General features: G+C 74.8%; 23 protein-coding genes. 11 read left to right on the top strand and 12 right to left on the bottom strand.

The features are described from left to right. Positions 1–63: 63 nt before the first annotated feature. Positions 64–1,275, bottom strand: a complete 1,212-nt coding sequence (locus tag ACH4TG_RS14075) for an MFS transporter (protein WP_398242477.1) — start codon at positions 1,273–1,275, stop codon at positions 64–66. Between the two features lie 495 nt (positions 1,276–1,770). On the opposite strand from ACH4TG_RS14075, the gene tuf reads away from it, so the two are divergent. After that, positions 1,771–2,949: an elongation factor Tu gene (gene tuf / locus ACH4TG_RS14070; protein ID WP_398242476.1), complete on the top strand. Its 1,179-nt coding sequence runs from the start codon at positions 1,771–1,773 to the stop codon at positions 2,947–2,949. A gap of 97 nt (positions 2,950–3,046) precedes the next feature. After that, positions 3,047–3,910 carry a spermidine synthase gene (locus ACH4TG_RS14065; protein WP_398242475.1) on the top strand — a complete coding sequence of 288 codons (864 nt, stop codon included), beginning with the start codon at positions 3,047–3,049 and terminating at the stop codon, positions 3,908–3,910. Here the strand turns inward: ACH4TG_RS14065 and ACH4TG_RS14060 are convergent. Next, a complete protein-coding gene (locus tag ACH4TG_RS14060) occupies positions 3,897–5,204 on the bottom strand; it encodes an MFS transporter (RefSeq protein WP_398242474.1) in 1,308 nt (435 codons plus the stop codon). The two genes, ACH4TG_RS14065 and ACH4TG_RS14060, sit on opposite strands and share 14 nt — an antisense overlap. Before the next feature lie 115 nt (positions 5,205–5,319). Next, positions 5,320–6,498, bottom strand: a complete 1,179-nt coding sequence (locus ACH4TG_RS14055; protein ID WP_398242473.1) for a hypothetical protein — start codon at positions 6,496–6,498, stop codon at positions 5,320–5,322. A 72-nt stretch (positions 6,499–6,570) separates the two neighbouring features. Between ACH4TG_RS14055 and ACH4TG_RS14050 the strand changes: the two genes are divergently transcribed. Both ACH4TG_RS14050 and ACH4TG_RS14045 read left to right on the top strand, forming a co-directional pair. Then, positions 6,571–7,023 carry a DUF4442 domain-containing protein gene (locus tag ACH4TG_RS14050; protein ID WP_398242472.1) on the top strand — a complete coding sequence of 151 codons (453 nt, stop codon included), beginning with the start codon at positions 6,571–6,573 and terminating at the stop codon, positions 7,021–7,023. Between the two features lie 255 nt (positions 7,024–7,278). Continuing rightward, the gene (locus ACH4TG_RS14045) at positions 7,279–7,935 is read left to right on the top strand and encodes a DedA family protein (RefSeq protein ID WP_398242471.1); all 657 of its coding nucleotides are present in this window, start codon (positions 7,279–7,281) and stop codon (positions 7,933–7,935) included. A gap of 31 nt (positions 7,936–7,966) precedes the next feature. Here ACH4TG_RS14045 and ACH4TG_RS14040 read toward each other — a convergent pair whose 3' ends face one another. After that, positions 7,967–8,485 (bottom strand): gamma carbonic anhydrase family protein, encoded by a 519-nt coding sequence (locus tag ACH4TG_RS14040; protein WP_398242615.1) that lies wholly within the window; start codon positions 8,483–8,485, stop codon positions 7,967–7,969. Between the two features lie 237 nt (positions 8,486–8,722). Between ACH4TG_RS14040 and ACH4TG_RS14035 the strand changes: the two genes are divergently transcribed. Both ACH4TG_RS14035 and ACH4TG_RS14030 read left to right on the top strand, forming a co-directional pair. After that, positions 8,723–9,571: an acyltransferase gene (locus ACH4TG_RS14035; RefSeq protein ID WP_398242470.1), complete on the top strand. Its 849-nt coding sequence runs from the start codon at positions 8,723–8,725 to the stop codon at positions 9,569–9,571. 44 nt (positions 9,572–9,615) lie between these two features. After that, on the top strand, positions 9,616–10,146 hold the full coding sequence (locus ACH4TG_RS14030; RefSeq protein WP_398242469.1) for a YbaK/EbsC family protein: 531 nt from the start codon (positions 9,616–9,618) through the stop codon (positions 10,144–10,146). A gap of 35 nt (positions 10,147–10,181) precedes the next feature. Here the strand turns inward: ACH4TG_RS14030 and ACH4TG_RS14025 are convergent, their stop codons facing one another. Further along, positions 10,182–10,568, bottom strand: coding sequence for a CoA-binding protein (locus ACH4TG_RS14025; RefSeq protein WP_398242614.1), 387 nt, complete (start codon positions 10,566–10,568; stop codon positions 10,182–10,184). Between the two features lie 217 nt (positions 10,569–10,785). Between ACH4TG_RS14025 and ACH4TG_RS14020 the strand changes: the two genes are divergently transcribed. Continuing rightward, positions 10,786–11,427 carry a YigZ family protein gene (locus ACH4TG_RS14020; RefSeq protein ID WP_398242468.1) on the top strand — a complete coding sequence of 214 codons (642 nt, stop codon included), beginning with the start codon at positions 10,786–10,788 and terminating at the stop codon, positions 11,425–11,427. 6 nt (positions 11,428–11,433) lie between these two features. On the opposite strand, the gene ACH4TG_RS14015 is transcribed toward ACH4TG_RS14020, so the two are convergent. Then, entirely contained in the window at positions 11,434–11,949 is a 516-nt protein-coding gene (locus ACH4TG_RS14015) for a hypothetical protein (RefSeq protein ID WP_398242467.1), read from the bottom strand. A gap of 36 nt (positions 11,950–11,985) precedes the next feature. After that, positions 11,986–12,774 carry an ArsR/SmtB family transcription factor gene (locus tag ACH4TG_RS14010; protein ID WP_398242613.1) on the bottom strand — a complete coding sequence of 263 codons (789 nt, stop codon included), beginning with the start codon at positions 12,772–12,774 and terminating at the stop codon, positions 11,986–11,988. Positions 12,775–13,015: 241 nt separating this feature from the next. On the opposite strand from ACH4TG_RS14010, the gene ACH4TG_RS14005 reads away from it, so the two are divergent. Both ACH4TG_RS14005 and ACH4TG_RS14000 read left to right on the top strand, forming a co-directional pair. Beyond that, a complete protein-coding gene (locus ACH4TG_RS14005; RefSeq protein ID WP_398242466.1) occupies positions 13,016–14,176 on the top strand; it encodes an exonuclease SbcCD subunit D in 1,161 nt (386 codons plus the stop codon). After that, positions 14,176–17,856 carry an AAA family ATPase gene (locus ACH4TG_RS14000; protein ID WP_398242465.1) on the top strand — a complete coding sequence of 1,227 codons (3,681 nt, stop codon included), beginning with the start codon at positions 14,176–14,178 and terminating at the stop codon, positions 17,854–17,856. Before ACH4TG_RS14005 ends, ACH4TG_RS14000 begins: the two co-directional genes overlap by 1 nt. A gap of 57 nt (positions 17,857–17,913) precedes the next feature. Here ACH4TG_RS14000 and ACH4TG_RS13995 read toward each other — a convergent pair whose 3' ends face one another. Beyond that, positions 17,914–18,360, bottom strand: a complete 447-nt coding sequence (locus ACH4TG_RS13995) for an Lrp/AsnC family transcriptional regulator (RefSeq protein ID WP_398242464.1) — start codon at positions 18,358–18,360, stop codon at positions 17,914–17,916. 94 nt (positions 18,361–18,454) lie between these two features. Between ACH4TG_RS13995 and ACH4TG_RS13990 the strand changes: the two genes are divergently transcribed. Beyond that, entirely contained in the window at positions 18,455–19,048 is a 594-nt protein-coding gene (locus tag ACH4TG_RS13990; RefSeq protein ID WP_398242463.1) for a rhodanese-like domain-containing protein, read from the top strand. Positions 19,049–19,052: 4 nt separating this feature from the next. Here ACH4TG_RS13990 and ACH4TG_RS13985 read toward each other — a convergent pair whose 3' ends face one another. The 3 genes from ACH4TG_RS13985 to ACH4TG_RS13975 form a co-directional block, all read right to left on the bottom strand. Then, a complete protein-coding gene (locus tag ACH4TG_RS13985; RefSeq protein WP_398242462.1) occupies positions 19,053–19,577 on the bottom strand; it encodes a GNAT family N-acetyltransferase in 525 nt (174 codons plus the stop codon). A gap of 131 nt (positions 19,578–19,708) precedes the next feature. Next, the gene (locus ACH4TG_RS13980; protein ID WP_398242461.1) at positions 19,709–21,397 is read right to left on the bottom strand and encodes a DUF885 domain-containing protein; all 1,689 of its coding nucleotides are present in this window, start codon (positions 21,395–21,397) and stop codon (positions 19,709–19,711) included. 87 nt (positions 21,398–21,484) lie between these two features. Next, the gene (locus ACH4TG_RS13975; protein WP_398242460.1) at positions 21,485–21,958 is read right to left on the bottom strand and encodes an Lrp/AsnC family transcriptional regulator; all 474 of its coding nucleotides are present in this window, start codon (positions 21,956–21,958) and stop codon (positions 21,485–21,487) included. A 59-nt stretch (positions 21,959–22,017) separates the two neighbouring features. On the opposite strand from ACH4TG_RS13975, the gene ACH4TG_RS13970 reads away from it, so the two are divergent. Continuing rightward, a complete protein-coding gene (locus ACH4TG_RS13970; protein WP_398242459.1) occupies positions 22,018–23,235 on the top strand; it encodes a trans-sulfuration enzyme family protein in 1,218 nt (405 codons plus the stop codon). Here the strand turns inward: ACH4TG_RS13970 and ACH4TG_RS13965 are convergent. Then, positions 23,216–24,586 (bottom strand): GNAT family N-acetyltransferase, encoded by a 1,371-nt coding sequence (locus tag ACH4TG_RS13965; RefSeq protein ID WP_398242458.1) that lies wholly within the window; start codon positions 24,584–24,586, stop codon positions 23,216–23,218. The genes ACH4TG_RS13970 and ACH4TG_RS13965 overlap by 20 nt on opposite strands. Positions 24,587–24,717: the final 131 nt, after the last annotated feature.

Here is a 24,717-nt window from a genome sequence, read left to right as displayed (position 1 = left end):
GGCGCGGGGCGGGCATCGAGCCCGGCGCCGGAGGCGCATCGGCAACCCCGTGCCGGGCAGGGGCTATTCGGCCCTGACGCCCTCGCGGCTGACGGGCCGGCTCGTGGCGATGACGGCGGACGCCGTGCGGGGGGCGCGGCGGTCGAGGACGCCCGCCGTGACGGCGATGGCCAGGCCCGCGACGGCCAGGACGGAGCCGACAAGGGCGGGGGACGTCCAGCCCCAGCCCGCCGAGATGGCCGCGCCGCCGAGCCACGCTCCGCCCGCGTTCGCGAGGTTGAAGGCGGAGTGGTTGGAGGCGGAGGCCAGCGTGGGCGCCCGCCTGGCCTTGTTCATCACCAGCATCTGCAGCGGCGTCGTCGTCAGGAAGCCGACGGCTCCGAGGACCACGACCGCGATCGGCGCCGCCACCTTGGACGGCGCGGCGTAGTGGAAGCCGACCAGCACCACGGCGAGGGCGCCGAGCGAGCTGTACAGCGTGGGCCGCAGCGCCCGGTCGGTGAGCGGGCCGGCGGCCAGCGCGCCGAGCGTCATGCCGATGCCGAACAGGGCCAGCAGCAGGGTGACGGACGACTCCGCGAAGCCGGTGACCTCGGTCATCATCGACGACAGGTAGCTGTAGACCGCGAACACCCCGGCGAAGCCGAAGACCGCCGTCAGCAGACCGAGCAGCACCTGCGGCTCGCGCAGGGCGCGCAGCTCGTGGACCACCCCGGTGTGCTCCTCCGGCGGCAGGTGCGGGATGAGGGCGGCCAGCGCGGCGAGCGCCAGCAGGCCGACCACGGACACCACGAGGAACGTGGCCCGCCATCCCAGGTGCTGGCCGAGCGCCGTCGCCACCGGGACGCCGACGATGTTGGCGATGGTCAGGCCGAGGAACATCGCGGCGACCGCCCGCGCCCTGCGCTCCTCGGCGACGAGACGCGCGGCCACCACCGCGCCGACGCCGAAGAACGCCCCGTGCGGGAGCCCGGCGAGGAAACGGCCGAGCAGCAGCGTGACGTAGCCGGGCGCCAGGGCCGATCCGAGGTTGCCGAGGGTGAACAGCGCCATCAGCAGCAGGAGCATCCGCTTGCGCGGGACGCGGGCACCGAGCCCGGTGAGCAGCGGCGCGCCGACCACGACGCCCAGCGCGTAGGCGGAGACGAGATAGCCGGCGGTCGGCACCGACGTACCGAGGCTGTGCGCGACGTCGGGCAGCAGGCCCATCATCACGAACTCGGTGGTGCCGATGCCGAAGGCGCTGACCGCCAGGGCCAGGATGGCCAAGGGCATGGATGTTCCTTCATGAACGGGGACAGGTGCGAGCTTCTAAGTTCACTCGCGGAACAAATTCTCGCACGCCGTTGATTCCAGCCGGTCACCATGAGATGACGTCAGGGCGACAAGCACACAGCGCGCACGGATGCGCCGGGCGCCCCCGTTGAGGGGACCGGGTACGCCCTCGCGGCCTCGCGGTCAGGGCACGGCGCCCGGGTGCTCCTGCGGGCGGGCGCAACGGGCGTGCCGCGGAAAACAGTTGGACGCCGGACCCGGCCCGGAGTCATGATCCCTGCATGTTCCGGCTCGCCTTCCTCGCAGACGCCACCGCAGCAGCGGTCGCGCCGAAGGCTGCCCGGATCGCCGAGAACGCCCGGAACGCCTTCTTCGACGGCGCGCGACGCTGACCCTCCCCGGACAGACCGACCGGCGGACCCCGCAGGGGGAGGGTCGGTCCCGCCAGGGGTCCCGGCCATCGCGCCACTCCCGTTCGCGAGGAAGAGACTTCCGATGCCCAAGCAGGCATACGTCCGCACCAAGCCGCACCTGAACATCGGCACCATGGGTCACGTCGACCACGGCAAGACGACGCTCACCGCCGCCATCACCAAGGTCCTGGCCGACCGCGGCACCGGCACCTTCGTGCCGTTCGACCGCATCGACCGGGCCCCGGAGGAGGCGGCCCGCGGCATCACCATCACCATCTCGCACGTCGAGTACGAGACGGACACCCGGCACTACGCGCACGTCGACATGCCCGGTCACGCCGACTACGTGAAGAACATGATCACCGGCGCGGCCCAGCTGGACGGCGCGATCCTGGTCGTCTCCGCGCTCGACGGCGTCATGCCGCAGACCGCGGAGCACGTCCTGCTGGCCCGTCAGGTCGGCGTCCGGCACATCGTCGTCGCGCTCAACAAGGCGGACGCCGGCGACGACGAGCTGACCGACCTGGTCGAGCTGGAGGTGCGCGACCTGCTGTCCGCGCACGGGTTCGCCGGCGACACCCTGCCGGTCGTGCGGGTCTCCGGGCTGCGCGCGCTGGAGGGCGACCCGCGGTGGATCCGGGCGATCGAGGCGCTGCTCGACGCCGTTGACACCTACGTGCCGATGCCCGAGCGGTACACCGACGCGCCGTTCCTGCTCTCGGTGGAGAACGTGCTCAGCATCACCGGGCGCGGCACGGTCGTGACGGGCGCGGTCGAGCGCGGCGTGGTGCGGCCGGGCGACCGCGTCGAACTCCACGGCGAGGACGCCGAGGTGATCGGCAGCGTCGTCACCGGGCTGGAGACCTTCGGCAAGCCGATGGAGTCCGCCCAGGCCGGGGACAACGTGGCGCTGCTGCTGCGCGGTGTGCAGCGCAGCCAGGTGCGGCGCGGCGACGTGCTGGCCGCGCCGGGCAGCGTGACGCCGCACCGCCGCTTCACCGCGCGGGTCTACGTCGTCCCCGCGGCGGAGGGCGGACGGCACACGCCGGTGTCCACCGGGTACCGGCCGCAGTTCTACATCCGCACCGCGGACGTGGTCGGGGACGTGGACCTCGGTCCCGGCGGCATCGCCCTGCCCGGCGACACGGCGGACATCACCGTCGAGCTCGGGCGGGCCCTGCCGCTGGAGCCCGGGCTCGGCTTCGCCATCCGCGAGGGCGGGCGCACGGTCGGCGCCGGGACGGTGTCCGCCGTCGGGTGACGCGCTCGCCCGCCGGTCCGTCGCGGTCCCGTACGCAGGTACGGGGCCGCGGCGGGCGGACGTCCGTCCGGTGCCGGGGGTGGGGGAGAATGGCGGGATGGAACGGGAGCGCGGGGCAGCGGAAGCGGTGCCCGTGCGGCGGGATGTGGCGTTCGGGGAGGCGCGGCTGCTGCCGGACGTGGACCGGGAGCGGGCCTGGCTGCTGACCGTGGACGGCGCGCCCCAGTCGTACGTCGACCTGGACGATCCGGCGCACCTGGAGTTCGAGTACGCACGGCGTATCGCTTACGCGATCGCGAGTGCCTTCCCCGACGGGCCGGTGGACGCGGTCCATCTGGGCGGCGGAGGGATGATGCTGCCGCGCTGGCTCGCGCACGAGCGGCCCGGCTCCCGGCAGCAGGTCGTGGAGGCCGACCGGGAACTGGCCGCGCTGGTGGCCGAGTACCTGCCGCTGCCCGGCCCGGGCGTCACCGTGCACACCGCCGACGCCAGGACCTGGCTGGCGTCCGCGGGCGACGCCACCGCGGACCTGGTCGTCGCCGACGTCTTCGGCGGCTCCCGGGTGCCGGCGCACCTGACGTCCGTGGAGTTCGCGCGCGACGCGGCCCGGGTCCTGCGCCCGGACGGGCTCTACGTGGCCAACTTGGCCGACTCCGCGCCCTTCGCTTTCGTCGGCGGCCAACTGGCCAACGTGCGCGAGGCGTTCGGCGGCCAGGACGCGCATGTGTGCCTGCTCGCCGAACCCGGCGTGCTGCGCGGCCGGCGCTACGGCAACGCGGTGCTGGCCGCGGCGCGCCGCCCGCTGCCGCTGGACGCCCTGGCGCGGCTGTGCGCCGGCGACGCGTTCCCGGCGCGGGTCGTGGCCGGCGCGGCCGTGGACGACCTCGTCCGCCGGCCGGTGCACGACGCCGCGGCGGTGCCGTCACCGGAACCGCCGGACGGCGCCTTCACTGTGGGGTGACCGGCTCCGCCGCCCCCCGCGGCGCGGTGTCGTCCGCGCCGGAGGCGGCGGTGTGCGCCCCGCCCTCCCTGCGCTCCAGGTGCCGCACGTCCGGCAGCAGCAGCACGGCGCCGGTCAGCGCCACGACGAGCGCCGCCGCACCCCACAGCGCCTGCGTCCGCCCGAAGGCGGCGGCCGCGGGACCGGCCAGCGCGAGGCCGAGCGGCATGACGGCGATCGAGCCGAGCCAGTCGTACGCCGAGACCCGGGACATCTTGTCCTCCGGGATCTCCTGGTGCAGCGCGACCATCCAGCCGACGCCGAACACCTCGATGGCCACGCCCGCGCCGAGCATGGCGAGCACCAGCGCCCACAGGGGCAGCGCGAGTGCGAGGCCGATCAGCGGCAGGGCCAGCGGGAAGACGCCGAGGGTGCCGGTGAGCAGGATCCGCCGCGGCTTCCAGCGGATCATCAGCACGCCGCCGGCGACCGTGCCGACGCCGCCCGCGGCGAGCGCCAGACCCCACGGCCCCGCGCCGCCGAGGTGGTCGCGGGCGACCAGCGGCCCGTACACCGCCTCGCCGGCGTTCGTCATCGCGTTGACCACGGAGAACTGCACGACGATGCCCCACAGCCAGGACCGGGAGACGAACTCGCGCCAGCCCTCGCGCAGATCGCGCACGATCCCGCTGCCGCCCGCGCGGGCGACCTCCTTGACCGACAGCCGGGCGCGCAGGCCGGCCGCGACCGCGAAGCCGGCCGCGTCGACCGCCAGCACCCAGCCCGGTCCGAGCGCGGCGATGAGCGCGCCGCCGACCGCCGCGCCGCCGATGTTGGCGCCGTTCGTCGCGAGCCGGAAGACGGAGAACGCCTTGCCGGCGTGCGCCGGCTCGACGGTCGACATCACCAGGCCCTGCGAGGCGGGCGAGAAGAACGCCTGCGCCGTGCCGCCCACCGCGGTCAGCGCGGCCATCTGCCACAGCGGCGGGTGCCCGGTCAGCACGAGAAGCGCGAACAGGCCCTGGGACAGGGCGTTGGCCGTGTTGGCGGTGACCATGACGCGCTGCCGCGACACCCGGTCCGCGATCGCCCCGCCGACGAGCAGGAAGACCACCATGGCCAGCGTGCGGGCGGCGGCCACCAGGCCGACGTCGGTCGCGCTGCCGCCGTCGTTGATCACCGCGTACGCGGCGGCGATGGTCGCGCCCGAGTTGCCCAGGCCGCTGATGAACGACGCCGAGACCAGCAACTGGAAGTTGCGGTTCGCCCACGAGGGCATGCGGGGGAGTGCGGTGGGGGAGTCGTCGCCGGCCATTGGGGCACTGTCCCGGAGCGGCGGCCGTACCGCAACGTGATTAGGGCGAAGGCGGCGGCCACGCGCCCGGAGATGTCCGGAACGCCGTGGCCGCCGCCTTCGCAGGTGCCCTACGTCACTGCGTCTTGATCAGCCGGATGGTGCTCTTGATCTTGTCGATCGTCGACTGCGCCAGCGCGTCGGAGACCCCGCGGTCGGCGTACAGCACCCACACCACGAGCTTCTTGGTCGGGTCGGACTGCGTCGGGTCGAGCCAGGCGACGGTGAACGCCTCACCGCCCGGCGACGAGCACTTGGTCGGCGTGGGGATGTTCGTGGCCGTCGCCCGCGCCTGCCAGCCGCTGATCCCGTGGGAGTTGTGGAACGCCTTGCTGTCCAGGACGTTGGAGAAGGTGCCCTTGCCGTTGTCCTGGTAAGCCCAGTAGGCCCACGACTTGGCCTGGACCTCGGCGGCGTTGCGCACGCTGGTGGCGCCGTTGGCGCCCTTGGTGCCCACCGCGGCCCGGTCGAAGGTGCTGTTGCCCGCCTTGCAGAAGTCGTGCTTGAAGTACGCGGGCGCGCTCATGGCCACCGCGGGGTTGCCGCTCTTGTCCTCGAAGCCGATGGTCATGCCCTGGCTGGCCACGCTCCAGTCCGGCGGGACGTCGAACAGCACGTTGCGCTCGTCGCGCTCGACCACCTTCCACCCGGGGATCACGGGCTTGACGTCCACCGGCGCACCGCGCGAGTTGTCGTCGCTGCCCCCGGAACTTGAGGTGCCGCTGGTGTCGGTCGGCGTGGGCGTCGGGGTGGGCGACGTGGAGACCGTGGCGGTCGCCGTCGGGGACTTGTCGTCCTGCGCGTCCTTCTTCTTGTCTCCGCCGGTGAAGTACACCGCGCCCACGATCACCGCGGCGATCACCGCGACCGCGGCCGTGACCGCTATCGCGATGGTCAGGTTGTTGCGGTTCTTCGGCGGCTGCGCGTCCGGCCCTCCGGGAACCGGGGGACCCCACTGCTGCGGCGTGGGGTAGCCCGAACCTGGCTGCTGGTACCCGGGCTGGCCGTACGGCGAGGGCGTCGGGGTCCCGTACGGCTGCGTGGGCGCCGCGTACGGCGGCGGCTGCTGGCCGGACGGCGGGGCCGGAGGCTGGCCGCCCTGCTGCGGATAGCCCGGCGGCTGGGCGGGCGGGGGCGTCGGTGCGGGCTGGGCGTAGGGATTCGGCTGCCCGTATCCGCCTGGCGGTTGCTGAGGGGGTGTCGGTGCGCCCTGCGGGTACTGCTGTCCCCCGGACTGCTGGTCTCCTGGCCACATGGCTGGAAACACTAGGGGAGGGCGGCCCGCGGTTCCATGCCGGATCCCGCTACTGACTGGTAACATCCAGCCATGTCCGAGACGATGCCCTCCATAGGCGAGCTGATGGCGGCCACCGTGCCGATGGCCCGCACCCTCAACCTCGACTACACCGAGACCACCGCCGAGCGCGCCGTGGTCGTGCTGCCCGACCAGCCCGAGTACCGCAACCATGTGGGCGGCCCGCACGCGGGCGCGATGTTCACCCTCGCCGAGTCGGCGAGCGGCGCGGTCGTGCTCGGCGCCTTCGGCGACCAGCTCGGCCGCGCGGTGCCGCTGCCGGTCCGCTGCGAACTCGCCTGGACCAAGCTCGCCAAGGGCCCGGTGACCGCCACCGCCGTGCTGGGCCGGCCGGCCGCCGACGTGGTCGCCGAACTGGACGCCGGGCAGCGCCCGGAGTTCCCCGTGGAGGTGTCCGTCCGCCGTGAGGACGGCGCCGAGACCTCGCACATGACCATCGTCTGGACGCTCCGCCCCAACAGCTGAGGGCCCCCTCGTGGCTGGGCGCCCGGTGGCCGGTCGGGGACGCTGGGCGCCCGCAGGCCGCGGGCGGGTGCGCTGTGCGCCCGCCCGCGGCGTTCGTCCGGCCGGGCGCGCGGTGTTCGTCCGGCCGGACGTGCGGTGGCCGGGGGCCGGCGGATCGCTCGTCGCCGGGAGTGGTTTGTCCGGTGGGTCGGTTAGGCTTCGACGGGGCGCGCGAACTGCGCACACCTGATCGTTGTCGCGGGGAGGGGACCGGCTGTGCACGTCCAGGACTGGCTCGACGGCATCCCGCCGGTCGCCGTCTACCTGATGGTCGGACTGGTGGTCGGCGTGGAGAGCCTCGGCATCCCCCTGCCCGGCGAGATCGTCCTGATGACCGCGGCCCTGCTGTCCTCCCAGGGGCACGCCAACCCCTGGCTCGTCGGCATCAGCGCCATCATCGGCGCGGTCGGCGGCGACTCGATCGGCTACTCCATAGGCCACCGCGGCGGCAAACCGCTACTGGAACGGCTGGGCCGCCGCTTCCCCAGGCACTTCTCACCAGGCCATATCGCCACGGCCGAGCGCTCGTTCCAGCGCTGGGGCGTGTGGGCGGTGTTCTTCGGCCGGTTCGTGGCGCTGCTGCGGATCTTCGCCGGACCGCTGGCCGGCGTGCTGCGCATGCCCTACCCGAGGTTCCTGCTCGCCAACGCGCTCGGCGGCATCGTCTGGGCCGGCGGCATCACCGCGATCATCTACTACGTCGGCGTGGTCGCCGAGCCGTGGCTCAAGCGGTTCGGGTACGTCGGGCTCGCCATCGCGGTGCTCTTCGGCATCGCCTCGCTGGTGTTCGTCAAGCGGCGTGCCGCGAAGGCGCAGGCCGAACTGGAGGCGGCCGCCGCACAGGAAGTCGCCGTCGCCCCGGCCGTGGACTGAACCACGCCCCGTTCCCCGGCCGGAGCCTGCGTCAGGAGCCGCCCAGCGCGTCCCGGTGGAGTGTGGCCAGCGCCACATAATGCTCGGCATTGAGGGCGAGGGCCGCCTGCTCCTCCTCGGTCAGCGGCCTGCGGACCTTCGCCGGCACCCCGGCGACCAGCGACCCCGGCGGCACGGTCATCCCCTGCGGCACCAGGCCGGCCGCGGCCACCAGGGAACCGGCGCCGATCCGGGCGCCGTTGAGCACCGTCGCCCCCATCCCCACCAGGACGCCGTCCTCGACGACGCACCCGTGCAGCACCGCGTTGTGGCCGACGGACACGCCCGCGCCGATCACCGCGGGGAACCCGGGATCGGCGTGCACCGTGCAGTTGTCCTGGATGTTGGAGCCCGCCCCGACTCTGATCGACTCGCAGTCGCCGCGCAGCACCGCGTGGTACCAGACGCTCGCGTCCGCGGCGAGCGTGACGTCGCCGAGCACCACGGAGGTCGGCGCCGCGTAGGCGGCGGGATCGACCACCGGGGTGCGGCCCGCGACCGCCGCCACCAGGGCGCCGCCCGCGCCCGGACCGCCTCGGCCTGCGTCCGGCTCCCGGCCGAGGCCCTGCCCGCGCTCCTGTGCGGACTGCTCCGGCTGCTCAGGCTCCTCCGCCCGGTCTGTCATGGCCACCGTCCTGTCCTGAAGAGTCGTCGCGCACCCGGGCCCGGCACCCGTGTGCCGCAGGGCACACGCCGCCCCGGCCGGAGAAGCGGCCGCTGCGCTCCCGGCACCGTATACGGTGGGCTCGTGCCGAAGAACGAGAACGTGTTCTTTTCCGCGGCCGCCCGGGCCGGCGCCTGGCGCCACCGGGTGGCCTCGCGCCTCGTGCACGCCGGCTGGCGGCGGCTGCAGAGCGCCGGCGCGGTCACCGCGGCGCGCCCCGGCCCGTACCGCTTCGGGGCGATCGGGCACGGCACCCGGCTGGCCTTCCCCCAGGGCACCGTCTTCGGCGAGCCGTGGATCCACCTCGGCGACTACTGCATCATCGGCGAGCAGGTCACGCTGACCGCGGGCATGATGCCCGGGCTGGACCTCGGCCCCGAGCCGATCCTGCGGCTGGGCAACGGCGTGGTCCTCGGCCGCGGCAGCCACGTCGTCGCGTCCGTGCCCGTCGTCTTCGGCAACGACGTGTACTGCGGGCCGTACGTCTACGTCACCAGCGACAACCACTCCTACGACGACACCGCGCAACCCGTCGGCAAGCAGTGGCCGCGCACCGCGCCGGTCGAGATCGGCGCGGGCAGCTGGCTCGGTTCCGGCTGCGTGATCCTGCCCGGCGCCCGGCTCGGCAGGAACGTCGTCGTCGCCGCGGGCGCGGTGGTCCGCGGCGACGTGCCGGACTTCGCGGTGGTGGCCGGCGCCCCGGCCCGGATCGTCCGCCGCTGGGAGCCGGAGACCGGCTGGCAGCCGCCCCTGCGCACCCCGGCACCCGTGCCCATCCCCGACGACGTCACGCCCGACCAGCTCGTCGCGCTGCGCACGCTGGACGAGCAGCTCGGCGCACGGCTGACCGAGGTGCTGCAGGGCCCCCCGCCGGGCGCCGTGCCGGGCCCGCAGCACGAGCCGGTCAACGAGGGGATCGACGAGCGCAGTTGAGGCCGCGTGGCGGCCACCCCCGCTGACTTTGTTAGGTTCCCGGCATGCGCGCACCCATCGGGAACTTCGAGGAAGCCCACCCCGCCACCGACGTCCGCGACCTGCTCCCCGCAACCGTCGCCGCCGCCGTGACCCCGGACATGGTCTTCGTCGACACCGACCCCGCCAAGGCCGACACCGCCGACTTCGTCGCCGCGTACGGTCCCGAACTGGTCGACCAGTCAGCCAACTGCGTCGTGGTCGCGGGCAAGCGCGGCCAGGACATCACCCTGGCGGCCTGCCTGGTGCTGTCCACGACCCGGGTCGACGTCAACAACGCCGTCCGCAAGCACCTGGGCGTGCGCAAGGCGTCGTTCGCCCCGATGGACACCGCGGTGGGGGAGACGGGCATGGAGTACGGCGGCATCACGCCCGTCGGCCTGCCCGCGCACTGGCCGCTGCTGATCGACCCGGCGGTCGCCGCCACGCCCTACCTGGTGATCGGCAGCGGCGCCCGCCGCGGCAAGCTGATCGTCCCCGGGAAGACCCTTGCCGCGCTGCCGGGCGCGGCGCTGCTGGAGGGGCTCGGCATCTGAGGATCGACGCCCGAGGCCCGGGACCTTGAGCGCGCTCAGTCCAGCAGAGGTATCTCGATGGCCGGGCAGTGGTCCATCACCATGTCCAGCCCGGCCGCGCGGGTGCGCGCGTACGCGGCCTCGTCGACCACCCCGAGCTGGAACCAGACCGCCTTGGCGCCGATCGCCACCGCCTCGTCGGCGACCCCGCCGGCCAGGCCGGAGTTGACGAACACGTCCACCACGTCCACCGGGAACGGGATGTCCGCGAGGGAGGCGTACCCCTGCTCGCCGTGCACCGTCTCGGCCTTGGGGTGCACCGGCACGATCCGCTTGCCGTAGCGCTGGAGCACCGCCGCGACGCCGTAAGCCGCGCGGCGGGTGTTGCCGGACAGCCCCACCACGGCCCACGTGTCGCCGGTCGCGGTGAGGATCCGGCGCACCGCTTCCCTGTCGTCCTGCGGCTCCCAGCCGGTCGTGCCGCCCTGGTCCCCACGGTCCTGCTGGTTGCCGTCGCTGCCCTCGATGCCGTCCACGCCTGACACGCCGTCCTCCTGCCCTCCGTGCGGCCGCCAGGCCGCACGTCGTCCTCGTCCTGCGCTCCTACCTGCACGAACGCCGCCCGGCGCCGGGCCATTCCCCTGGCGTTAGGCTGAACGGATGGTCGACCGGTATCTGACGGTGGCGCGCGCGGGCGTCCACGAGAGCGAGATCAAGCGCTCGCGCTTCCTGTGCGCGCTGGCGCCCGCCGGGAGCGAGGAGGCGGCCCAGGAGTTCGTGCGCCGCGTGCGCAAGGAGCACCAGTCGGCCAGCCACAACTGCTTCGCGTACGTCATCGGGCCGGACGGCCGGCTGCACCGCGCGAGCGACGACGGCGAGCCCGGCGGCACCGCCGGCACGCCCATGCTGCAGGTGCTGCTCGGCCGCGAGGTGCGGGACACCGTCGCGGTCGTCACCCGCTACTACGGCGGCATCCAGCTCGGCGCCGGCGGCCTGGCCCGCGCCTACGGCGGGGCGGTCTCCGCCGCCCTGGACGAGATCGGCACCATCGAGCGCCGCCGCCTTGCTCTGGTCACGGTGACCGCCGACCACCAGCGGGCCGGCCGGCTGGAGAACGACCTGCGGGCGGCGGGCCACCCGGTCCGCGACGTCTCCTATGGCGCCGAGGTCACCTTCCACCTCGGCATCCCCGAGCCCGAGGTCCCCGCGTTCCGCTCCTGGCTCGCCGACAGCACGTCCGGCACCGCCCTCCTCACCACCGACGGCACCGACTACGTCGACGTCCACCCCTCCACCCCCTGACCTCCGTCAGGCCCCAGGGCGGGCTGATGCTTCCTGGGGGAGCAGGGAGAGCAACTGGGTCGTGTGGCCGGGGAGTTCGGCTTCGGCGAGGCCGGTGAGGAGGTCGCGGAGGGGCATGGGACGGTCGAGCATCAGGGCGCCGTGGGACAGCAGGAGGGTCGGTACCGGCGTGTCGAGTTCGGGCTCGCTGAGCGCCGCGCCCGCGGCGCACAGCGCCTCTGCCTGGCGGCGGATGCGTTCCGGCAGGCCCTCGCCGCCGCCGGCCCGCGCGATCGTGCGGTCGAGGTTCCACTCGTCGAGCGCGCCGCGGTTGTCATAGGTGGCGCCGGCTCCCGAGGCGACGGTCGACACCGTCACGAGCGTGGTCGCGGTGAGGACGGAGACGTGGGCCAGGATGTGGTCGGCGTCCCATTCGCCGGGCGGGGGGACCGGTCCGGGCGCGCCGGCGCCGGCCACCGTGGCGGCGGCGTCCAGCAGCGTGCGGTACGCGGTCCCGAGCGGTGCGGTGTCCATCGGGTCCATCGGTGGCCTTCCTCTCGGTTGAATGCGGCGGTCCGGTCAGGAGTGCGCGGACGACATCTCCCACGGCGCCTGCGGCAGCACCTCGCCCGTCTCCAGCAGCGACTTGAGGTTGGCCAGCACGGCCGGCCAGCCCTGCGAGATACCGCCGAACATCTCCAGGTTGGGCAGCTTCTCGTGGGTCACGGTCAGGCGGACGATGTCCTGGTGCGGCTCGACCAGGAAGGTGACCACCGACGGCTCCCGCTGCAGCTCGGCCTCCGGCCGGTCCTCGAACGTGATGACCAGGCGCGTCGGGGGTTCGGCGGCGAGCACCGTCCCGACGCCGTCGACCACGCCCGAGTCGTCGGCGCGGTGGTGCTCCCAGCGTGAACCCGGCTGCCAGTCCGAGAGGTTGCGGTGCCCCCAGAAGCGGGCCGTCAGATCGGCGTCCGTCAGGGCCCGCCACACCTGCTCGGCGCTCGCACGGATGTAGGTGACGTAGACGTAGTCCGGCACTGAAGTCGACGAGTCGGTCATGGCGTACTCCTCCGCCTGGTTCTTGATGGCACTGAGCAGGTGCAGGCGGGGCCGGTCGAACCCCGCGATCCAGCGGGCGTCGATCTCCTGGATCGGCACCGGGTTGAGGTAGTGGAGCCGCTCCCGACCGCGCCGCACGACCGTCACGAGGTTGGCGCGTCCGAGGACGTCGAGGTGCTGGGTCGCCGACTGCCGCGTCATGCCGAGGCGGTCGCACAGTTCCCGCAGGGTCTGGCCGTTCTGCTCGCGCAGCCGGTCCAGGAGCAGCCGCCTCGTGGGGTCGGCCAGCGCCTTGAACACCGCGTCCATCTCCTGCGCCTCGAAGCTCACCCTTCGATTATGCAGGTGTTTGCCTGCCTATTGTCAAACGTCCTGCTCGGAAGGTGTCGCGCCGGGCCTTGCGGTCCCCCATGTGGCGGATGGAGATCCCCGGCCGCGGCGCCGTGGAGATCCTGCTCGCACTCCCGCGCCGCCCCCTGCGGGCACGCGCGGGTGACTCCCGCGGGTCCCTGCACGGGCGGCCGGACGGGGGCGCTAGTCTCTGGAGACCATGCGCTTCCTGCACACCTCGGACTGGCACCTCGGGCGGTCCTTCCACCGGGTGAGCCTGCTCGACGCGCAACGGGCGTTCCTGGACCACCTCGTGGCCACCGTGCGCAGTGCGGACGTCGACGCCGTCCTCGTCGCCGGCGACGTCTACGACCGGGCCGTGCCACCGCTCGCCGCCGTCGAACTCTTCGACGACGCGCTGCACCGGCTCGCCGACCTGGGCGTCCCCACCGTGATGATCTCCGGCAACCACGACTCGGCGCGGCGCCTCGGTGTCGGCGCCGGCCTCATCGGGCGCGCCGGCATCCACCTGCGCACCGACCCGGCGACCTGCCACCGGCCGGTCGTGCTGTCGCACGAGCACGGCGACGTCGCGCTCTACGGCCTGCCGTACCTCGAACCCGTGCTGGTCCGCGAGGAGTTCGCCGCCGAACGCGCCGACCACGTCGCGGTGCTGGGAGCCGCGATGGACCGGGTGCGCGCGGACCTGGCCGCCCGGCCGGCCGGGACCCGCAGCGTCGTCCTGGCCCACGCCTTCGTCACCGGCGGCGCGGCCTGCGACAGCGAACGCGACATCACCGCCGGGGGAGTGGCCGCCGTGCCGCCCGAACTCTTCGACGGCGTCGACTACGTGGCCCTCGGCCACCTGCACGGCTGCCAGACCGTCGCCGAGCGCATCCGCTACTCCGGATCGCCGCTGGCCTACTCCTTCTCCGAGGAGCACCACCGCAAGAGCATGTGGCTGGTCACCCTCGACGGCGGCGGCGCGGTCGCGGCCGAGCGCGTCGACACCCCCGTGCCGCGGCCCCTGGCGCGGCTGCGCGGTCGGCTGGCGGACCTGCTGGACGACCCCGCGCTGGAAGCGCACACCGGCTCCTGGATCGAGGCGACGCTCACCGACCCGGCCCGCCCCCACGAGCCGATGGCCGCGCTCGCCCGGCGCTTCCCGCACGTCCTCAGCCTCGTCTTCGAGCCCGAGCGCACCGAGGAGGACCGGCTCGCCTCCTACGCCCAGCGGTTGCGCGGCCGCACCGACCGGCAGATCGCGGAGGACTTCGTGGCCCACGTGCGCGGCGAGGGGCCCGACGCCGGCGAAAGCGCCCTGCTCCAGGACGCGTTCGACGCGGTCGGCGCCGACGCGGTACGCAAGGAGGCCCGCTGATGCGGCTGCACCGCCTGGACATCAGCGCGTTCGGGCCGTTCGCGGGCGCCCAGAGCGTCGACTTCGACGAGCTGTCCTCCGCCGGCCTGTTCCTGCTCCACGGGCCCACCGGCGCCGGCAAGACGTCCGTGCTGGACGCCGTGTGCTTCGCGCTCTACGGCCAGGTGCCGGGCGCCCGGCCCGCCAACCGGCTGCGCAGCGACCACGCCGCGCCCGGCACGCCCACCGAGGTCGTCCTCGAACTCACCGTCGGCGGACGGCGGTTGGAGATCACCCGCAGGCCCGAGCAGCCGCGCGCGAAGCGGCGAGGGACCGGCACGACCATGGACAAGCCGGTCACCCTGCTGCGGGAGCTGTCCCGTGGCGAATGGCGCGGGCTGTCCACCTCGCACCAGGAGATCGGCGAGGAGGTCAAGCAGCTGCTCGGCATGAGCTGCGAGCAGTTCTGCCAGGTGGTGCTGCTGCCCCAGGGCGAGTTCGCGACCTTCCTGCGGGCGAGCGCGACGGAGCGCGGCGCGCTGCTCGGGCGGCTCTTCGACACCCGGCGGTTCACCTCGGTGGAGGCGTGGCTGCGGGACCGCCGGCAGCAGGCCGCGCAGCAACTCGCCCGCAGCGACGAGGAACTGCTCCAGCTCGGCGCGGCGTTGCGGCAGGCCGCGGGGTACCGTGCGGACGGCTCCGGCCGCAGCGGCACGGCGGATCGCAGTGGAATCCCGGATCGCCCGGTTCTCGCGGGTCCCCCGGATCGCGCGGACCGCTCCGACGCCGCTGCCGACACCGAGCAGGACACGCCCGAGGCCCTGCTGGAATGGGCCGCCGGGCTGCGGTGCGACGCGCGCGAGCACGCCACCATCGCGGCCCTCGCCGCCGCGGCGGCCGAGGCCGACCACGGCCGTGCCGCAGCGGCGCACTCCGCGGCCCGCGACCTGCACGCCCTCCAGCGCCGCCACCGCGAGGCGACCGCACGCGCCGCCGCGCTCGCCGGGCACCTCCCCGCCCGCGCCAGGGCCCGAGCCGCCCTCGACGCCGCGCACCGCGCCGCCACCGTCGAACCCGCCCTCTCCCTGCGCGACAAGGCCGCCACCCAGCACGCCGAGGCCGCGGCCCTCGAGTCCCGCGTCCTTGCCGAACTGGCGACGACCGCGGACGCGTTGCCCCCCACTCTCCCGGCGGCCCGCACCGCCGGCCCCCCGGGAGACCCGATCACCCCGAGCGCGCCCGAGCAGGCCCCCACCTCCGGAGCCCGGAAGGAGGCGGCCGAGTCCGGCTGCGGTCCGGCGACCGGCGGTCCAGCGGCCGGCGTGCCGCACGCACGAACCGCCGACCCGGCCGACGGACACGCAGCGCCGCGTGCGGAGGTGGTGGGCGAGGAACGGGATGCCGCGGACGGCCTGTTGGGCGGGCGTGGGCGGAGTGCGGGTCCCGGGGCGGCCCGGCGAGGGGCGACGGCCACGGGCCCGGTCGGTGCGCCGCGGGCGGAGGTGGCGGGCGAGGAACGGGACACTGCGGACGGTCTGTTGGGCGGGCGTGGGGGGAGTGCGGCTGCCGGGGCGGACTCGGCCACGGGCCCGGTCGGTGCGCCGCGCGCGGAGGTGCCGGACGAGGAACGGGACACTGCGGACGGCCTGTTGGGCGGGCGTGGGGGGAGTGCGGCTGCCGGAAGGGCGCGACGGGGGGCGATCTCGGTCGTGGACCCGGCGAGCGTGGCGCGGGCGGAGGCGCTGGCGCAGCGGGCGGGTGAGCTGCGCGAGGTGCTCGGAGGGCTGGGGGCCGCATCGGAGAGCGAGGCGCGGCTCGCGGAGATCACGGCGCGGCGCGACCTGCTGGAGCGGGAAGAGGGCGAGGACGAGGACGCCGTCCGGGAGGCCCGCGCGTGGCTGGAGAGCTGGCCGCGGCTGCGCGCCGGACTGCAGGCCCGCGTCGACACCGCCATGGAGGGTGCGGCCCGCGCGGCCGAACTCGCCGCGGACACCGCGGCCGCCCGCCGGCGGATGGACGCCGCAGCCGAACGCGACCGGCTCACACGCGAGTTGGCGGCGGCCGAGGACGGCGCCCGCGACGCCCGCGACCGCGCGGCGACCTCCCGCGAGGCATGGCAGGACCTGCGCGAGTCCCGGATCTCCGGTATCGCCGCCGAGCTGGCGGCGGACCTGGTCGACGGCGCGCCCTGCCGCGTCTGCGGCGCCGAGGAGCACCCCGCCCCGGCCCGCGCCACCGCACACCACGTCAGCCGGGCGGACGAGGACGCGGCCTACGCCGGCTTCCAGGCGGAGACCGCCCGTTACGAGCGGGCCCGCGACGCCGCCCAGCGCCTGGCAGCTGCCCGCGACGCCGCCGTCGCCGCCGCAGGCGAGACGCCGCTCGCCGAACTCGGCGCCGCGCACGACCGGTCGGCCGAGGCCCATGCGGCCGCCGCCGCACAGGCCGCCGACGCCGGGCAGGCGCGCTCCGCGCTCGGCCGCGCCGAGGCAGAACGCGACGAGCACGCCGCCCGGCGGCAGGAGGCCGCCAGCCGCAGCGCGGCCCGCACCTCCCGCAGGGAGGAACTCGACGAGCAGCACCAGCGGTTGAGCGGCGAGTTGGCCAGGGCCCGGGCGGGCCACGCCAGCGTCGCCGCGCGCCGCGCGAGCCTGGCCGCCCGCATCTCGCTGCTGGAGCGGGCCGAGCGGGCCGTCAGGGGCCGCGGGGAGGCCGCGGCACGGCTCGCCGAGGCCGACGCCGCCCTCACCGGGGCCGCCGCCCGCGCCGGATTCGCCACGCCCGCCGAGGCGTCGGCGGCCCTCATGCCGCAGTCCCGGCTCTGGGACGCCGAACGGCAGACCGCGGCATGGGCGAAGGAAGAGGCCGCGCTGGAGGCCGAGTTGGCCGCCCCGGAACCGGCCGCCGCCGCAACACGCCCGGCGGCGGATCCCGTTGCCGCGCAGGCCGCCCTGGACGCGGCCAACCGCCGGCTGCAGCACGCGGCCGCCACCGCGTCCGCCGCACGGGACCGCTGCACGGAACTCGACCGGCTCAGCGCCACCGCCACCACCCGCATCCGCGCGCTGGCCCCGGCGCGCGCCGCCCACGAGCGGATCCGGCGGCTGGCCGAACTGGCCGCCGGCACGTCCGCGGACAACCGGTACCGGATGGGCCTGGAGACCTACGTGCTGGCCGCCCGGCTGGAACAGGTGGCCGCCGCGGCCGGCGTGCGCCTGCAGCGGATGTCCGCGGGCCGCTACACGCTCGTCCACTCCGACGCCCGCGGCTCCGGGCGCGCCCGCTCCGGCCTCGGCCTGGTCGTCGTGGACGCCTGGACCGGCACCGAACGCGACACCGCCACCCTCTCCGGCGGCGAGACGTTCTTCGCCTCCCTCGCCCTGGCGCTCGGCCTGGCCGACGTGGTGACCGACGAGTCCGGCGGCACCCGGCTGGACACCCTCTTCATCGACGAGGGGTTCGGCAGCCTGGACGACCAGACCCTCGACGAGGTGCTCGACGTGCTCGACGGCCTGCGCGAACGCGACCGCGCCGTCGGCATCGTCAGCCACGTCGCGGACCTGCGCCACCGCATCCCCGCCCAACTCCGCGTCGACAAGGGCAGGAACGGCTCCACGATCCGGCTGCGCGCCGCCGGGGGCGGCCGTGCCGTGCCGGACCAGGACCAGGACCACGAGCAGGCTGCCGCGCCCGCGCCGTGAACGCGGTCGTTCACCGGCCCGTCACAGGGCCGTTCACAGGCGCGTCCCCACGGTCGTTCACAGCACCAGCGGCCGCCGTTCCAGCGGCGAGGAGTAGACCACGCTCGTGGTGACCGAGCCTAGCCCGCCGATCCGCCCGGTGATCTCCTCCAGGTGCCGCATGGAGCGCGCCGCCACCTTCAGCACGAAGCAGTCGTCGCCGGTCACATGATGGGCCTCCAGCACCTCGGGCGTGGTCGCCAGCAGGTCGTGGAACGGCTTGTAGTTGCCGGTGGGGTAGCGGAGCCTGACCAGCGCCAGCACCGGCAGCCCGATCCGCTCGTGGTCGACGACGGCGGTGTAACCGGTGATCACCCCCGCCTCCTCCAGTCGCCGCACCCGCTCGGTCACCGCGCTCGGCGACATCGCGACGGTACGGGCCAGTTCGGCGTAACTCGCCCGTCCGTCGCGCTGCAGGGCCTCCAGCAGGCGCCAGTCGGTGGCGTCCAGGGAAAACACGGTCATGCCCGAGGGATAGCAGGTGAATCCCCGGCGGAGCAACACGAGCCCCGGGGAATGCCCATTCAATGCGGGGGCCGGCCGCCGTAGATTTCCCGGCATGACAGCACAGCAGCAGCTCACCGCCGCCACCTGCCCGATCCCGCCCGGCGCCGACGGACCGGCGCACACCGGGAGCAACGCGCCGGAGCCCGCCGGGAACGGCGCGCCCGCCGGGACCACGGCACCCACCGGCAACCCGGTGCTGCGGGTCCCGCCCGCCACCCCCGCGGAGGCCGCCGCGTACTTCGCCGCCAGCCTCGCCTTCCACACCGACGTCTCCGACGTGGCCGCGGCGCTCGCGGCCGGCCGTGACCCCGGGTTCACGCTCGTCGACACCCGCAGCACCGCCGCCTGGGACCAGGGCCACATCCCGGGCGCGCTCCACCTGCCCACCGCGCTGATCCCGCAGCAGGCCGGCCTGCTGCTCGACCGCGACCGCCCGGTCGTCGTCCACTGCTGGGGCCCGGCCTGCAACGGCGCGACCCGCGCCGCCCTCGCCCTGGCGGTCCTGGGCTACCAGGTCAAGGAGATGCTCGGCGGCATGGAGTACTGGATCCGCGAGGGATTCGCCCACGAGACGGCCGGCGGCGCCGCGCGGCGCGACGCCGACCCGCTCACCGCGCCCGTCGGCATCGCCGACTGCGGCTGCTGACCGCTCAGGCCGGCGGCGACGTCAGCTCGTAGGCCCACAACTCGCCGCGGTCGGCGACCCGGGCGAACCCGACGCGCTCCAGGACCGCCTGCGAGGCGCCGTTGCCGGGTTCGGTGGTGGCCAGCACCACGATCACCTCGGGCTGGGCGAGGGCCCACTGGCACAGGACGCGGGCGGCGTCCGTGGCCCACCCCGCGCCGCGCGCCGAGACGGACAGGTCGTAGCCGATCTCCACGGCGCCGCGGTCCGGCGGGCCGTGGAAGCCCGCGCCGCCGACGGCCACCCCGTCCTCGGCGCGTATGACCGCGAACAGGCCCCAGCCGGGCCGGTACACGCCGGCGCCGGCCGCGGCGACCGTCATGGACGCCGCGCCCGTCGTGCCGTCGCCCGGGACCCCGTCGATCCACACCAGCGAGGCGGGCTTGCCGTCGGCCAGCTGGGCGGCGTCGTCCGGCAGTTGCTCGCGCAGGACCAACCGCCCCTGCGTCAGCACCAGCCGTCCGCCGTCTTGGGAAGCGTGCAGGGTCATCGGTGCGTACCGCCTTGTCGTCACAGCGTCCGGCGCGCGCCGGAGGCAGCAGGGTAACGGCCCGGCACGGCGGCCGGTTCCGGTGGGGCCGGGAGTACGCGCTCCCGGGTCCCACCGGTGGCCGGGGCGCCCTACAGCGCGGAGATCTCGGCGACCAGGTCGTCCAGTCCCAGCGACCCCAGGGACAGCGCGGCCATGTGCCACGCCTTGGCGTCGAACGCGTCGCCGTGCGCGGCCCTGGCCGCCGCGCGGCCGGTCAGCCAGGCCCGCTCGCCCAGCTTGTAGCCGATCGCCTGGCCGGGCATGCCCAGGTAGCGGATCAGCTCGCTGTCGACGAAGGCGGCCGGGCGTCCGCTGTGCCTGCCGAAGAACTCCCGGGCCAGCTCAGGGGTCCAGCGCTCGCCGGGGTGGAACGGGGAGTCCGCGGGGATCTCCAGCTGCAGGTGCATGCCGATGTCGACGATGACGCGGTTGGCCCGCATCATCTGCGCGTCCAGGTAGCCCAGCCGCCGCTCGGGGTCGGTGAGGAAGCCCAGTTCGTCCATCAGCCGCTCCGCGTACAGCGCCCAGCCCTCCGCGTTGGCGCTGACCATGCCGACCGTCGCCTGGTAGCGGGAGAGGGTCTCGGCGACGTGCGCCCACTGCGCGAGCTGCAGGTGGTGGCCGGGAACGCCCTCGTGGTACCAGGTGGACACCAGGTCGAAGATCGGGAAGCGGGTCTTGCCCATGGTGGGCAGCCAGGTGCGGCCCGGCCGGCTGAAGTCCTCCGAGGGCGCGGTGTAGTACGGGGCCGCGGCGCCGCCGGGCGGGGCGATCCGGGACTCCACCCGCTTGACCCGGTCGGCCAGTTCGAAGTGGGTGCCGTCCAGCGCCTCGATGGCCTCGTCCATCAGCGCCTGGAGCCAGGCGCGCACCTCCTCGACGCCCTCGACGGCCTGCCCGTGCTCGTCCAGGTGCCGCAGCACCTCCCACGGCGTCGCGTCCGGCAGGATCTTGCCCGCCTCGGCGACCATCTCCGTGTGCAGCCGGTGGAACTCCGACCAGCCGTAGTCGTACGCCTCGTCGAGGTCCAGGTCGGTGCCGTTCCACAGCCGGGTCCACAGCGCGTAGCGCTCGCGGCCGACGGTGTCGGGCGCGCCCGCGACGGCCGGTGCGTAGGTGTCCTTGAGCCAGTCGCGCAGCGCGGTGAACGCCGCGGTCGCGTCGGCCGCCGCCGCGTCCAGGTCCGCCCGCTGCTCCTGCGGGCCGTCCGCGACCAGCCCGGCGAACCAGCTGCCGCCGGCGCCGTCGCCGACCCACTCGGTGACCTGGCCGACGACGGTCTCCACCTGGCGCGGGCCGGCCGGCAGGTTCCGGGCCAGGCCCTCGGCCAGCGACGCCCGGTAGCCGTCGAGGGCGGCCGGCACCGCCCGCAGGCGGGCGGCGATGTCCGCGTAGTCCTCCGCGGTGGCGTTCGGCATCAGCGTGAACACCTCGCGGACGGCGTGCGCCGGGGAGTTGAGGTTGCTGACCGCGCGCAGGTGCTCGTCCGCCTCGTGCACGGCGAGTTCCGCGGTCAGGCGTTCGCGCAGCAGCCGCGCGCAGCGCCGCTCGGCGTCGCTCTCCGCCCCGGACAGCGCCTCGGCCTCGGACAGCCCGGCCAGCGTGGTGCGGGCCAGGGCGGCGCGGGCGTCCGCGCCGGACGGTGAGAAGTCCGGCAGGCGGCGGGCGCTGCCGGGCACGCCGAGGTAGGTGCCGAGCAGCGGGTCGAGTTCGAGGAGTGCGTCGACGTAGCCGTCGGCGACCTCGCGGGGCAGCGGGCTGCTGGTAGTAGTGGACATGCGGCCCATCCTGGTACGGCGAGGGCCCTCGCGTCACCACCAAAAAGTGCCGTGTTCCTTACGCGTCACGCGAAATCCCGACGAACGTCACGCCGGCGGCATCAGGGGGCCGCACTCCCACTGCTGGAAGATCAGCCGGGTCTCCACCCGGGCCACCTCGGGGCGGGCGGTGAACTCGTCCAGCACCAGCCGCTGGAGGTCCGCGGTGCCGGTCACGGCCACGTGCACCAGGAAGTCGTCCGGGCCGGTCAGATGGAACAGGGCGCGCGACTCCGGCAGCTCGCGGAGCCGGTCCACGAACGGGCCGACCAGATCCCTGCGGTGCGGCCGCACCTGCACCAGCAGCAGCGCCTCCAGGCCGCGGCCCAGCTTCGCCGGGTCCAGGCGCAGTTCGTGGCCGAGGATCACCCCGCTGCGGCGCAGCCGGGCCACCCGGTCCAGGCAGGTCGACGGCGCCACGCCGACCGCGGCGGCCAGGTCGCGGTACGTCGTCCGGGCATCGTTCTGCAGCAGGCGGAGTATGTGCAGATCGACCGGATCGAGTGCGACGGAATCGGTCATCGGCCGAACGTAGCACGGAGTTCTCCCGGCCAGAGCCGGTGGACGTTCAGCCTGGACGCATGCAGACGTATCAGCGCGCAACCCCGCGGGGCCCCGAACAGGCCCTCGCCACCGAGGCCGTGCACGCCGGACGCGAGGACCTCGCGGACCTGGGCGTGCACGCCGTACCGCTGGACCTGTCCACCACCTACCCGTCGCACGACAGCCGGGGCGAGGCGGCCCGGATCGACGCCTTCGCCGCGACCGGCGCGCAGCCGGCCGGACCGCCGATCTACGGACGGCTCGACAACCCGACCACCGCCCGCTTCGAGACCGCGCTGGCGCGGCTGGAGGGCACCGAGGCGGCGGTCGCCTTCGCCAGCGGGATGGCCGCGCTCAGCGCCTGCCTGCTGGCCAGGTCGGCGGCGGGGCTGCGGCACGTCGTGGCCGTCCGGCCGCTGTACGGGTGCAGCGACCACCTGCTGACCGCCGGACTGCTGGGCACCGAGGTCACCTGGACCGACCCGGCCGGCATCGCCGACGCGATCCGCCCCGACACCGGCCTGGTCATGGTCGAGACCCCCGCCAACCCCACGCTCGCCGAACTCGACCTGCGGGCCGTCGCCCACTCCTGCGGCGCGGTGCCGCTGCTGGCCGACAACACCTTCGCCACGCCCGTGCTGCAGCGGCCGGCCGAGGCCGGCGCGCGGATCGTGCTGCACAGCGCGACGAAGTACCTCGGCGGGCACGGCGACGTGCTCGGCGGCGTGGTGGCCTGCGACGAGGAGTTCGCCCGGCAGCTGCGCCAGGTGCGCTTCGCCACCGGCGGCGTGCTGCACCCGCTCGCCGGATACCTGCTGCTGCGGGGACTGGCCACGCTCCCGGTGCGGATGCGTGCCGCGTCCGCCACCGCCGCCGACCTGGCGGCCCGGCTGGCGGCCGACCCCCGGGTGGGCGCGGTGTACTACCCGCGCATCGGCGGGGCGATGGTGTCGTTCGAGGTGCTGGGCGACCCACACGAGGTGATCCGCGCCGTGCGGCTGATCACCCCGGCGGTGAGCCTGGGCAGCGTCGACACCCTCATCCAGCATCCGGCCTCGATCAGCCACCGCATCGTCGGCGCCGAGGACCGGCGGCGCGGCGGGATCAGCGACCGGCTGCTGCGGATGTCGGTCGGCCTTGAGGACGTCGAGGACCTGTGGCAGGACCTGGACGCCGCGCTGGGCGCCGCCGCGGCCGGTGCGCCCGCGCGGGAGGCGGCAGGCCCGGCCGGGCGGATCAACGCCGGCGGCTCGTGACCCAGGGCAGGGCGTCGACCGACGGTGTGTCGGCGCCCTCCGCCCGCGGCAGGGACGCGGTGATCACCAGCGTGGCGTCCTCGACCTGGTAGTCCAGCGGCAGGCCGAGCTCGCGCATGGCCGCCACCATCCCGGTGTTGCCCGACGTGGTGACCGCGTAGACCGACTCCCGGCCGGCCTCCGCGGCGAGTTCGACGAGCCGGCGCAGCAGCGCGGCGCCGATGCCGCGCCGCTGCCAGGCGTCCTCGACGAGCAGCGCGACCTCGTTCTCTTCGCCGTCCCACAGCAGGTGGCCGAGGGCCACCAGCCGCCCCGAGGCGGTCTCCACGGCCAGCGACCGGCCGAACCGCGGGCCCAGCAGATGCGTCAGGTAGCGGTCGGCGTCGGCGGCCGGGCCGTGGTAGCGCATGGCCAGCGTCGCGGGGGAGCACCGCTCGTGCATCGCGAGCGCGGCGGCCCGGTCCTCCGGGCCCGCGCGGCGCACCGTGATCTCGTTGCCCTCGGGCAGGGTCACGACGTTGCGGACAGCCGGCATCCGCACGCCGAGCCGGGCGTCCAGCTCGACCAGGGCGCGGGCGCGGGCGAACTCGGTGGGGGTGAACGGCAGGTAGTCGCGCCGCACGGTGATGGTGCCGCCCGACGGGTCGCGCAGCCGCATCTCGGTGGCCTCCAGGGCGTCCTCCGGGGGTTCCCCGCCCGGCACCGGCGGCGTGGACCTGATGGTGCAGCGGCCGAACAACCGGCGCAGCGCCAGCGGCAGTTCGGCGGCGTCCAGGGCGGTGCGGGTGGCCAGGGCCAGCATCCGGGTCGGCGCGTCCACCAGATCGTGGGCGTCAGCCCGCTCCAGCCAGGTGTCGGTGCCGCCCGCGTCGGCGACGGTCAGCACCAGGGCGGCGGCCGGCAGCGCGGACGGGGCCCGCAGCAGGAACTCGTCCACGGTGCCCTCGCCCAGCGGGTGGGTCTGCAGGGTGACGATGTCGACCCGGCTGGCCGCAAGCGCCGTGCACACCCGGCCCAGGCTGCCCGGCGCGTCCGCCACGGTGGTGCGCATCCGCCACAGCGCGTACTCCTCGTCGCCGCCCTCCGTGCCGACCTGCGGTGCGGCATCCTGCGGGCTCCCCGCGTCGTGTGCGCGGCCGTTGCGATGCGCCCACCAGGTGTGGACGCCGGCCGCTGAGAGCAGGGCCGCGGCCGAACCGGCCAGCAGCATGCGGCCGTCGGGCCCGTGGCCGACCAGGTCCGCGGCGAAGTCGGCGGCCGCCATGGCCGTGAACACGGCGGCGACCTCCACGAGGTCGCGGCCCCAGCGGCGGTGGCGGGAACGGGTCTGCGCTGCTGGCGTGTGAGGCATACAAGTACGATGACGAAGCCGTGTTGCGCGATCACGAACGTTCCGTGACCAGACGGTAAAGGACCGGGCGTTTCGGTTAACTTGGGCTTTCAACCTTTATGCCCCCCTTAGGCCGCCCCGCGGTCCGCCGG

Origin of the sequence: Streptomyces sp. NPDC020917, from assembly GCF_044333795.1 — a bacterium.
GTDB lineage: Bacteria > Actinomycetota > Actinomycetes > Streptomycetales > Streptomycetaceae > Actinacidiphila.
The sequence above is the reverse complement of the archived record's forward strand: the minus strand, read 5'-3'. Positions and strand labels throughout refer to the sequence as shown.